This window comes from Clostridiales bacterium (genome assembly GCA_030016385.1).
In the GTDB taxonomy this organism is placed as follows: Bacteria; Bacillota; Clostridia; order Clostridiales; family Oxobacteraceae; genus JASEJN01.
In genome coordinates this window covers 25,914-37,081 of record JASEJN010000034.1, presented here as the reverse complement: position 1 = coordinate 37,081, position 11,168 = coordinate 25,914, and the positions used below count along the sequence as shown (strand labels likewise).

Annotated in this window: 11 protein-coding genes; 9 read left to right on the top strand and 2 right to left on the bottom strand. The window is 38.9% G+C overall.

Annotated features, from left to right (window positions below; all coding sequences use genetic code 11):
* Positions 1 to 153 precede the first annotated feature (153 nt).
* From QME45_09245 to QME45_09235, 3 genes are all read left to right on the top strand, one after another.
* Complete coding sequence (locus QME45_09245; protein ID MDI6618842.1) at positions 154 to 603, top strand: PadR family transcriptional regulator; 450 nt, start codon at positions 154 to 156, stop codon at positions 601 to 603.
* Between the two features lie 95 nt (positions 604 to 698).
* Positions 699 to 1,379, top strand: a complete 681-nt coding sequence (locus tag QME45_09240; protein ID MDI6618841.1) for an SGNH/GDSL hydrolase family protein — start codon at positions 699 to 701, stop codon at positions 1,377 to 1,379.
* A gap of 89 nt (positions 1,380 to 1,468) precedes the next feature.
* Positions 1,469 to 2,806, top strand: a complete 1,338-nt coding sequence (locus QME45_09235; protein ID MDI6618840.1) for a [Fe-Fe] hydrogenase large subunit C-terminal domain-containing protein — start codon at positions 1,469 to 1,471, stop codon at positions 2,804 to 2,806.
* 2 nt (positions 2,807 to 2,808) lie between these two features.
* Here QME45_09235 and QME45_09230 read toward each other — a convergent pair whose 3' ends face one another.
* Entirely contained in the window at positions 2,809 to 3,609 is an 801-nt protein-coding gene (locus QME45_09230; GenBank protein MDI6618839.1) for an N-acetylmuramoyl-L-alanine amidase, read from the bottom strand.
* 334 nt (positions 3,610 to 3,943) lie between these two features.
* Between QME45_09230 and QME45_09225 the strand changes: the two genes are divergently transcribed.
* The 6 genes from QME45_09225 to QME45_09200 all read left to right on the top strand — a co-directional run bounded on the left by QME45_09225 (position 3,944) and on the right by QME45_09200 (position 10,229).
* Entirely contained in the window at positions 3,944 to 5,104 is a 1,161-nt protein-coding gene (locus QME45_09225; protein MDI6618838.1) for a galactokinase, read from the top strand.
* A gap of 20 nt (positions 5,105 to 5,124) precedes the next feature.
* Positions 5,125 to 6,669: a UDP-glucose--hexose-1-phosphate uridylyltransferase gene (locus tag QME45_09220; protein ID MDI6618837.1), complete on the top strand. Its 1,545-nt coding sequence runs from the start codon at positions 5,125 to 5,127 to the stop codon at positions 6,667 to 6,669.
* A gap of 221 nt (positions 6,670 to 6,890) precedes the next feature.
* Entirely contained in the window at positions 6,891 to 7,307 is a 417-nt protein-coding gene (locus QME45_09215; protein MDI6618836.1) for a HutP family protein, read from the top strand.
* Between the two features lie 222 nt (positions 7,308 to 7,529).
* On the top strand, positions 7,530 to 8,549 hold the full coding sequence (locus tag QME45_09210) for an ABC transporter substrate-binding protein (protein MDI6618835.1): 1,020 nt from the start codon (positions 7,530 to 7,532) through the stop codon (positions 8,547 to 8,549).
* 5 nt (positions 8,550 to 8,554) lie between these two features.
* Positions 8,555 to 9,436 (top strand): ABC transporter permease, encoded by an 882-nt coding sequence (locus QME45_09205; GenBank protein ID MDI6618834.1) that lies wholly within the window; start codon positions 8,555 to 8,557, stop codon positions 9,434 to 9,436.
* Positions 9,423 to 10,229 carry an ATP-binding cassette domain-containing protein gene (locus QME45_09200; protein MDI6618833.1) on the top strand — a complete coding sequence of 269 codons (807 nt, stop codon included), beginning with the start codon at positions 9,423 to 9,425 and terminating at the stop codon, positions 10,227 to 10,229. The genes QME45_09205 and QME45_09200 overlap by 14 nt, the downstream gene beginning before the upstream one ends.
* A 69-nt stretch (positions 10,230 to 10,298) precedes the next feature.
* Here QME45_09200 and QME45_09195 read toward each other — a convergent pair whose 3' ends face one another.
* Entirely contained in the window at positions 10,299 to 10,937 is a 639-nt protein-coding gene (locus tag QME45_09195) for a hypothetical protein (protein MDI6618832.1), read from the bottom strand.
* Positions 10,938 to 11,168: the final 231 nt, after the last annotated feature.

Genomic DNA, 11,168 nt, shown 5'->3' with positions numbered 1-11,168 from the left:
TTGAATCTGACGAATGAGTGTTCAAAATAACATAAGTTCAAATTACGAATTGAAGGAATGTGGATAAAAGCAATTGATATATATTATCTATAGTGATAATATATATATAAATTATTTTAACTATTACAGCAGATATTTACCGGAGGGATTGCCATGGCCGAAAAGACAAAAGTTTTAGTCGACTGGGATGCCGAACAGAAAAAGATAGAGACTGAGTACAAGAGAAAACTTGCGGAACTTAAGAAAATGAAACGGGAGAATGAGATGGTGGACAGGATACTTACAAGGGGCATACTTCCCACGCTCGTTTTAAGTATTATATATAAGGAACCGTCAAATGGCAATGAAATTTCAACAAAAATTTCAGATATTACCGAAAGTGCTTGGCAGCCCAGCACAGGAGGAATTTATCCCATATTGAAGAGACTCGAAAAAGATGGCTTCGTGACTGGAAAATGGGATGATCCGGACAAGAGGATTAAAAGGATTTATACGATTACCAAAAGAGGAAGCGAGGAATTAAAGCACCAGAAGTTGAACTTGATAGATAATCTTAATCAGACTGTAAAAGTATTCAGCAGCATAATAAAAAGCATGGAATAGAGCATTCTATATAATAATGCTCTTTTTGTTGTATTGCATTATCAATAGTGATAATATAATATGTATGAATATCAGTAATGATAGGAGTGATTATTGTGAAAAATAAAATTTTTTGCGTAGGTGACAGCATTACAAAAGGTAAAGTATGGAACTTGAATGAGAGAAGACCATTCATAACGAAAAATTCATATCCGGTTATACTGAAGGATTTGCTTGATATGGATGTTGAAAACGATGGAATTTGCAATGTTACAAGCGAGGATATGCTTTTGCACATTGGAAAGGATATTGTACTTGAAAATGGAGGCATAGCAATAATCGAAATAGGAGGCAATGACTGCAATCCCAACTGGAGAGAAGTAAAAAAAGATCCAGATGGCAGGCATGAAGGCACTGTGCCTATTGACAGGTTCAAAACAAACCTTGCTGGGATAATCGATGCGGTCAAGAAATATGGAGCGATACCAATTTTAAGTACTCTCCCGCCGCTTGATGGAGATAGGTATTATAACCTTCTCAAAAGATTTTTCGGAGATACTATAAAGAAGTGGATAGATAAAAACGGCGGGATATATAAATGGCAGGAAAGGTACAGCGATCTTGTAAAAGCTACATCCGAAAAGCTCGGAGTATATCTTATAGATATCAGAAAGGCATTTTTAGACACGACCGATTATAGAAATTATATGAGCCTTGACGGAATACATCCAAATGAACAGGGATATCAATTAATTGCAAATACATGTTTTCACGGGCTGTGCAATATTTTAGCTTGAATATATATCTTCAACTGGTAAAATAATAATATAAAGAAGATCGATGCTTTGCATTTGAAGAATATCAGCTGATTCGCGGAGGATATACTATGAATAAAAGATATCTGGATATATTCAGGAAAGTCGTAAAATTGCAGAGGGAAGGAAAACTAGTAGAGGGTATAGATGATATCAAGCTTCAAGATATGGATGAGGATATGCTTAAAGGTTATCTTTCATCGGCGATGGGACAAGAACCTGACAGCAACGTAGGCCTTAAGGAAATTGCAAAAAAGGCTTTAAACGAATACAGCGAAGAACCCATTTTAACATTAGTGGGAGACTGCAGAGAATGCATCAAAAACGATGAAGAATGCAAGTGCATGGCTTCATGTCCCTTCAATGCCATGATACTGGATCGGGATGCCGGCAAAATAAAGGTAAATACAGATAATTGCAAAGGCTGCGGGGAATGCGAAAAGGCCTGCAGGCGCGGAAAGATAATCGATAAAATCCAGTACCTTCCTATTGTAAATATGATAAACGGCGGTTTTCCTGTTTATGCTGCTATCGCGCCGGCGTACATAGGCCAGTTTGGGAACGATGTCACTTATGGAAAGCTTCGTACAGCCTTTAAAATGTTGGGGTTCAAAGATCTTTATGAGGTTTCCGTCTTTGCGGATATAATAAGCATCAGGGAAGTAATAGAATTTGACAGGCTGGTTAAAGATACAGGCGATTTTATGATAACGAGCTGTTGCTGTCCCGTATGGATGAATCTTTTGAAAAGGCATTATAAAAATCTTTTAGCACATGTGACTCCATCGGTTTCACCTATGGTGGCTGCGGGAAGAGTGATAAAAAGGATATATCCGGAAGCTAAAGTGGTGTTTGTGGGGCCGTGTATTGCCAAGAAGAGCGAGGCAAGGGAAGAGGATATAAAAGATGCCATAGATTTTGTGCTTACATTTGACGAACTTGATGAGATATTGAAAGCCGCCGCCATCGACCCTAAAAAGCTTCATGGGGAGGAGAGCGAATACTCATCAAAGGGAGGAAGGATATATGCAAGGACAGGCGGGGTAAGCGAGTGCATCAAAGATACACTAAAGAGTATGTTCCCGGCGAAGGCTGTTCAATTAAAAGCGACACAGGGAAACGGAATAAGGGAATGCAAACAATTGCTGGACAGAACTGTTGCTGGAGAGATAGATGTAAACTTTCTGGAAGGCATGGGATGCATAGGAGGATGTGTGGGAGGCCCCAAGGCTATTATCGACAAGGAAAAAGGAAGAGAGTCTGTAAATAAATATGGTGATGAATCGAAGTACAGAACTCCTGTGGACAGTCCGTGCGTATTAAAAATACTCAAATCTATAGGCATAAACAGCATCGAAGAGTTGGAGGAGAACAATGAAAAATCGCATATGTTTTTAAGAAATTTATAGCATTACTGCTCCTCATCTTCAAACATCCGTATTATATTTTCCTCTTCAATACCTGATAAGCCATTTTCTAAAGGGGCGGCATGGGATTTTGTAAAATAGTTGATTATACCCTTGCATACCGCATCTGCTATGTGCAGGCGGTATTCCTTCGTCTTTAAAAGGAATAAATCGCCGCTGTTTGTAATAAACCCGCTTTCAACGATTACTCCCGGTACTTTTGAGTTAACTAATATATAGTATTTCCCTTTTTGGGGAATATGGTGGCTGGTATATGAATTTCCATCATATACAAACTCATATGTGTTGAATACATCCTGAAGCGCATATGCTATTTCGCGGTTTTGGGGGACTGAATTGTAATAAAATGCAATCATGCCCCTTGTCGAAGGCTTTCTGACATTTGAATTTGTGTGTATGCTCACGAATAAATCCGCATCTGCATTGTTTATTATTTCAACCCTGTTGGACAGGTCCTCAAGGTATCTGCTCCTGTCTATTTTGGATGATTTTGAAAGTTCGGTGTCTTGCGTCCTTGTCATGACGACTTTTGCACCGTTTTGTGACAGCTTTTTCTCAAGATAAAGTGAAATATCTAAGTTTACATCCTTTTCCTTAATATAGCTGTTGTTGGCTCCGCTATCGACGCCTCCATGGCCTGCATCCACGACTATTGTCTTTCCTTCAAGGGGGCTGCCAGCAAAAAATGTCTTTTTCTCGGATATAGCAAAGATGCTTATGCATAAAACAAGAAAAATTACAGCCAGAGCCGCTTTTTTCCATGGGATATAAAATATTTTCAGCATATGCCGCGTCCTTAATATTATTTCATATAAATATATGAAACTTCGATATCGATTTAGCACTATTAAAATAATTTTACATATTATATAATAAGAATATAGCAATAGAAAAGGTTTTCTATATTCAACTTCAGTTCGTAATTTGAAATCAGGCATAAATAGGCTTATGTTATTTTGAGCAACAAATGAGTGCTCAAAATAACATAAGCTCAAATTGCGAATTAAACTATACTTAACTTCAGTTCAAAATTCGAAATACGGATATAAATTGTGCCGTTTAAAAAATGACATGAGACTCTTTTGAATTGAAGTATAATAATCGCAGGAGGGATTGTTTATGAAATTGGAGGAAGTCAAAAGGAAGTTTTCGGAAATGTTCGGTTATGAAGGGAAAACGCGTTCATTTTATGCTCCTGGAAGAGTTAATCTCATAGGGGAGCATACGGATTATAACGGAGGATATGTCTTCCCGTGCGCTTTGAGTTTTGGTACATATGCCGTGGCAAGGAAGAGAAACGATAATATCGTAAGGTTGGCATCGACAAATTTTGATTTAAAGGTAAAAGTCGATGTAAATAAAATCGTATATGATAAAAAAGACGACTGGGGTAACTTCCCCAAGGGTGTAATAAAGGAATTTCAGAATAAGGGATTCAGGATAGGGGGATTTGACGTATTATACGACGGAAATATTCCAAACGGCGCTGGTCTTTCTTCATCGGCATCCATCGAGCTTGTGACATCTGTCATGCTTAAAGCTTTGTTTGACTGTGATATAGATATGATAGAGATGGTAAAGCTTTCTCAAAGGGCGGAAAATAAATTTGTAGGGGTAAACTGCGGCATAATGGATCAGTTTGCCGTGGGAATGGGCAAAAGGGATAATGCCATGCTTTTAAACTGCGGAACCCTTGAATACAAATATGTTCCGATAAAGCTTACAGGTTACAAGTTATTGATATCGAATACCAATAAAAAAAGAGGGCTTGCAGATTCAAAGTATAATGAGAGAAGAAGCCAGTGCGAGAAAGCCGTATGGTACCTCAATAAGAAACTTGATATAAAACAGCTTGCAGATATAGACGTACGGACGTTTGAAAAGTATAAATACCTTATCGAAGATAATGTTGTTGAAAAAAGAGCCGAGCATGTCATCTATGAAATAAAAAGGACAACCGATGCCGTCAGCAAATTGGAAGGAGGGGACATTTTAGGATTTGGAAAGCTTATGAATGAATCTCATATATCCTTAAGGGATTTATATGAAGTCACAGGGCCGGAACTGGATTCACTCGCCAAGGAGGCATGGAAGATCCATGGTGTAGCAGGTTCGCGCATGACAGGAGCCGGGTTTGGAGGATGTACGGTGACAATCATAAAGGAAGACGCTGTGGATGAATTCAAAGAAAAGGTTGGAGAAAATTATAAAAGGGAAACCGGCCTTACAGCTGATTTTTATATAGCCGAAATAGGCGATGGAGCAAGAGAAATCGAATAATTAAAGGAGTTGGAACAATAGTGAATAGCATTGATGCTGCAAAAGAAATTGAAAAGTTGCTCAAGTATGGCATATTTCACGGTTTGATATATAGAGATGATATGATCCCTGTAAGGAATGGACTGCTGGACCTTTTGAAAATAAAGGAACCGTATGATGGTGAATTTGAATATGATGTTCCCGAGTATCCGGCTGAAATTCTAAACAAACTTACGGATTATGCTGCGGAAAATAAAATAATACCCGATGATACCGTAACATGGAGGGATTTATTCGACACGAGAATAATGGGGTGCATGACTCCAAGACAGTCGGAAATAATCGATAAGTTCAATGACATTAAAGGGCAAAGAGGCATAAAGGCGGCGACCGATGGCTTTTATGATTTTTCCATACATTCCAATTATATAAGGATGGACAGGATACAAAAGAACATTTATTATCGCTCCGGCACGGAATATGGTGATCTGGAGATCACTATAAACTTATCCAAGCCTGAAAAGGATCCGAGGGATATAGCTGCAGCGAGAAAAATGTCCCAAACAAGCTACCCCAAATGCCTGCTGTGCCTGGAGAACGTAGGTTATGCGGGAAACATCGGACATCCTGCAAGGCAAAACCACAGGGTGATACCGGTAACATTAAATGGTGAACAGTGGTATTTTCAGTATTCCCCATATGTATACTATAATGAACACTGCATCGTGTTTTATGAAAAGCATGTCCCGATGAAGATATCCGGGAAGACTTTCAAGAGGCTCCTCGATTTCGTTGAGATATTCCCTCATTATTTCATAGGCTCAAATGCCGATCTTCCCATCGTTGGCGGTTCCATATTGAATCATGAGCATTTTCAGGGCGGACGGCATGTTTTCCCGATGGAAGTGGCTGAGACCGAAATAAAGCTTAAAAATCCTTCATATCCCTCTATCAATGCCGGCATAGTAAAATGGCCCATGTCTACGTTAAGGCTTTCGGGGAATAAAGATGATATAATAAACATTTCATCACGGATATTGGAAAAATGGAGAGAATACAGCGATGAGAGCGTCGGCATATTAGCTTATACGGACGGAATTCCTCACAATACAATAACGCCTATCGCACGAAAGAATAAAAGCGGAAAGTTTGAGATGGACTTTGTTTTCAGAAATAACAGAACATCACCTGAGTATCCTCTCGGGATATTTCATCCCCATAATGAGCTTCATCATATAAAGAAGGAAAATATAGGGCTAATAGAAGTCATGGGGCTTGCCGTGCTTCCGGGAAGGTTGAATACTGAACTTAAAGATATAGAAAACATATTGACAGGAAAAACAAAATATGTGCATGGCATGTATGATGAAAATGACGCTTTATATAAGCATGTACCGTGGATAGAAGATATGATACGGGAACGTGGCACGCTCTTAAAGCCGTCTGATGCAAAAGAATATATAAAAAAGCAGGTCGCCGGTATATTCTCAAGGGTTTTGGCAGATGCAGGGGTGTTTAAAAGAGATAACACGGGAAGGGAAGCATTTCTGAAGTTCTTGCAAAAGGTGGGTTTCAAAACGATATAATAAATGCGGATTTACACATGACTTTATGGCGTGAACATGCGTTTATAGACTCTAAAAATTGTAAGCTTGGCGATTGAAATAATATTCTTCGAATATAAAATATGTACTTGATACATTTTTTGCAGGCGGCACAGGAGCGGTATAAATATTTGACCGCTCCTGTGCCGCGTTTGGAGATAAAGATTATATGGTATAATAATATGTAAAATGGGGGTGAAGTTATGAAATATGATAGCACTGATGTTGCCAAGGCGGCAATAGCGATGGCTATATCGACCAGAGAAGGGGAAGAGAAGCTTATTAAAGATTACAGGGCAGAGGGAATACTTACAACAGCGGTTGATGTCGGGGGCAACCTTATAGAATCGATACCCAAGATAATAGAAAGGGCTCTTGTGGCATCTAAAAGGACCGGGGTCATAAAAGATTGCCATGTGCATGACGGCGCTGTGGCCGGGGCTGCAAGGGAAGCTATCATGCAGGTTGCGCTAAAGGCAAACGGTTTGAATGTCGGAGGAAAAATAGGGATCGCCAGATGTGGCGAACACCTTGCAGTTTGCATATTCATGAGTATAGGGTTGTTGCATTTAAATGAGGTGGTAATCGGGCTTGGTCATCGCTCTATACCTGATATATGATAATATAATCTGAGTTATTTTAAAATTGCAACTTTGCTCGACTATATTGACAAATATTTCAGGTGTGCGTATAATTTTAGCTAATATACATAAAACACTTGAAGTTGGCATATCGCAGTATGGTAGTATGGTAGGGAGTTTCTATTATAATTTTTCTAATGAAGGCTCTTTTTTCTAAGAGCACTGTAAAATTTAACATAAAATATTATGGAGGATGGTAGTATGGTAGCAAAAAAATCTTTATCAATTCTAATTATGATTTTATTGATTATTTCAGTATTGCTTTCAGGTTGTTCAAAGAACGTATCAGGTCAATCAAATAAGTCGATTTCAGATAAAAAAGGCAAAATAAAAATAGGTATAATGCAGATAATTGAGCATGAAGCGCTGGATGCGGCACGCAAGGGATTTATTGATGCGCTTGCATCAAAGAATTTCAAGGATGGAGAAAATATCGAAATAGATTATCAGAATGCCCAGGGTGATGCTCCGACAGCCCAGACTATTGCGCAGAATTTTGTGTCCGGGAAAAAGGATATCATACTAGCCATCGCAACACCGACAGCCCAGGCGGCGTATAATGCGACCAAGGATATACCTATACTGATAACTGCCGTAACGGATCCTGTCAAATCGGGACTTGCAAAATCGTGGGATAAGCCGGGTACAAATGTTACAGGCACCAGCGATGCAGCACCCGTACAAAAACAGTTTGAGCTTTTAAAAAAGCTGGTACCAAATAGCAAAAAAGTAGGCGTGCTTTATAATACAAGTGAGACAAATTCCGAATTGCAGGTAAACGATGTAAAGGCTATTTCCCCCAAGTTCGGGCTAGAAGTGGTGCCCGTAGGTATCACCAGCACGAATGATATACCTCAGGCCTTGGATTCGCTTTTAAGCAAGGTGGATGTTTTGTATATTCCTACAGATAACATGATAGTGTCTGCGATGCCTATAATTTCCGCGGGATGCATCGAAAAGAAGATGCCCATAATCGGTGCGGAAGAAGGAACGGTAAATAAGGGCGCACTTGCGACAGAAGGCATCGATTACTATAAACTTGGATTTCAGACCGGCCTTGTAGCCGTAGATGTCATAAACGGGGAGAAGCCTTCCGATATCCCGATTACGACTTTGAAGGATGCGCAGCTTATTATAAATGAGGATACTGCATCCAAATTAGGCATAAATATACCGGATGACCTTAAAGAAGGGGCAAAAATAGTTAAGGGCGGTGAATAGTCTTCATGGATCTATATATAAGCATACTTGAGCAAGGATTTATATTCGGCATAATGGTTTTAGGGGTTTATATAACGTATAAAATACTTGATTTTCCTGATTTGACCGTAGAAGGCAGCTTCCCCTTGGGGGCTGCCGTTACGGCTTCCTTTATTGTAAAGGGAATCAACCCGTATGCAGCCTGCTTTTTTTCTTTTCTGGCAGGGTCCGCCGCAGGTCTGGCAACGGGGGTTTTGCACGTCAAGCTTAAAATGACAAACCTTCTGGCGGGGATATTGGTTATGATAGGGCTTTATTCCATTAATCTTCGGATAATGGGGAAAGCCAATATACCTTTATTTAATAAAACGAATATTTTTACTGGTATGGTGCCGGTAGCAGTTATAGCGGCGCTGTTTGCCATTTGTATAAAAATTTTGCTCGATCTGTTTTTAAAGACTAAATTTGGATTTTTGCTCATAGCGACAGGTGATAATCCGGAACTTGTCACATCCCTTGGGATAAATACGGGATTTACCAAAATAGTAGGACTGATGCTGTCAAACGCCCTGGTATCGCTTTCCGGTTCACTTATGGCCCAATATCAGAATTTTGCCGATGTGGGAATGGGGACGGGTATTATCGTAATGGGGCTTGCGTCGGTTATAATAGGCGAAGCGATACTAAAAAAAGTATCGATAATACTTCCTACGACGATGGCGCTTATAGGTTCGGTTTTATACAGGGCATGTATTGCGTTTGCGCTGAAATTAAACTTCCCGGCTACGGATTTAAAGCTTATAACTTCGCTGATAGTCATAGTCGCTCTTGCTTTGAACCGGTATAAAATAGGTGAAAGATTTAAAAAATTATTTACGGCTAGGGGTGGAATCGATGCTGCACATTGAAAATATGTCAAAAGTATTTTATAAGGGAACTGTAAATGAAAACGCCATATTCGATAAATTTGATTTAGACGTAAATGACGGGGATTTTATAACCATAATAGGAAGCAACGGTGCAGGTAAATCCACACTTTTAAATATAATATCCGGGTCCATTGAAATGGACGAAGGACGGATATTATTAAAGAATAAAAATATTTCCCGAATGCCTGAATATAAAAGGACAAGGATGATAGGAAGGGTATTTCAGAGTCCGGCAATTGGCACTTCCCCTTCCATGACTATACTGGAAAACCTTTCGATGGCATATAATAAAGGAAAAAGGTTCGATCTTTCATGGGGAATATCCAGAAAAAATATACCTTATTTTAAAGATGCTCTTAAAGAACTGTCCCTTGGTCTTGAGAACAGGCTGAACATAAAAGTAGGCTTGCTTTCGGGAGGGCAAAGGCAGGCTCTTTCGCTTCTTATGGCGTCTATGTCTAACCCTGAACTTCTGCTTTTGGATGAGCATACGGCAGCCTTGGATCCAAAGGCATCGGAAACCATAACGGAGCTTACTAAAAAAATAATCTCAAAGAAGAATATCACCACCCTTATGGTAACACACAACCTGAGCCAGGCGATATCCATGGGGAACAGGCTCATAATGCTCCACCACGGCAGGATCGTACTGGATATCGGCGGTGATGATAAAAGAAAGCTAACCCGGGAAAAACTTTTAAAATGCTTTGATAAAATACAATCCGAGTCAGAATCCGACGATGTATTAAGCGACAGGATTGCATTTTCATAGATTCTTCAAATGTGATAAAGCGCTCCTTTTTATATATTTTTCCGGAAATAAAAGGGGCGCTTTTAGAAATTATTCAAAGATATATTTTATAAAATTTATCGCATTTTGTTTGTGTTTTGTATTAGATGCTATTGTAATTATTTTATTTTGCGTATCATAACCTAAATCCTTAAGAACTTTTACATCATCTGCGGTGATCCCGAGCGGTGCTTTACTGGTATTTTGATCGCCTGAAGGGCTGACAAATTTTGAACTGAGGTTTGACAACTCAGGAATTTTATCTAATTCCATGAATAACCCCTGCCCGGCGTATAGATTGAAATCGTCTTTATCGAGCACTACAACATCCAAAGAGGCTGATGCCGCTAAAGCCTGGAATTTCTGTATGCTTGCTATAGCCATCTGATCCTTTGAATTCTTGTCATAAAATAAAAATTCCACCTGGGTCTCCTGTTTCTTGATATTGGTCACAAACTTTTTATCCAGTGTTTTCTTGAATGCATCCTGTTTGTTGCTGTCTATATATTTCCCGAGCAATGTAACATCGAGTATCGTATCCTTTCTGGTGGTAATGCTTGTGATAAGATTTGCAACCAGGGCGATTACAATTATACCTATTATAATGTGCCATTTATAATAGTCCCAGATGTAAGCTGCTTTCTCTTTTTTTGTCATACTTTCAAATTTGCTTTTTGTCATTCTGTCCATGATTTTATCCCTCCACAAAATAATGTATAATATAATTGTATTGAGTTATACAATATTGTCCTTATATTTGCATTAAAACGCCGAATTTCATAAAAGCTTAATATAAGTTTAATATAATTATACTATAAAATATTATGGATATCGTATAAAGTAAATGATATTTGTATGTCCATCTTTGATCCGCAATTTGAAATTCAATACGAATAAGAACAAATTGTTTTGGGTAGGGGC

Bases quoted from the DNA above. Each gene is read 5' to 3' on its own strand.
- QME45_09215 (MDI6618836.1), top strand. From the start codon at position 6,891: ATGAAATATGATAGCACTGATGTTGCCAAGGCGGCAATAGCGATGGCT.
- QME45_09210 (MDI6618835.1), top strand. From the start codon at position 7,530: ATGGTAGCAAAAAAATCTTTATCAATTCTAATTATGATTTTATTGATT.
- QME45_09245 (MDI6618842.1), top strand. From the start codon at position 154: ATGGCCGAAAAGACAAAAGTTTTAGTCGACTGGGATGCCGAACAGAAA.
- QME45_09235 (MDI6618840.1), top strand. From the start codon at position 1,469: ATGAATAAAAGATATCTGGATATATTCAGGAAAGTCGTAAAATTGCAG.
- QME45_09200 (MDI6618833.1), top strand. From the start codon at position 9,423: ATGCTGCACATTGAAAATATGTCAAAAGTATTTTATAAGGGAACTGTA.
- QME45_09225 (MDI6618838.1), top strand. From the start codon at position 3,944: ATGAAATTGGAGGAAGTCAAAAGGAAGTTTTCGGAAATGTTCGGTTAT.
- QME45_09205 (MDI6618834.1), top strand. From the start codon at position 8,555: ATGGATCTATATATAAGCATACTTGAGCAAGGATTTATATTCGGCATA.
- QME45_09230 (MDI6618839.1), bottom strand. From the start codon at position 3,609: ATGCTGAAAATATTTTATATCCCATGGAAAAAAGCGGCTCTGGCTGTA.
- QME45_09195 (MDI6618832.1), bottom strand. From the start codon at position 10,937: ATGGACAGAATGACAAAAAGCAAATTTGAAAGTATGACAAAAAAAGAG.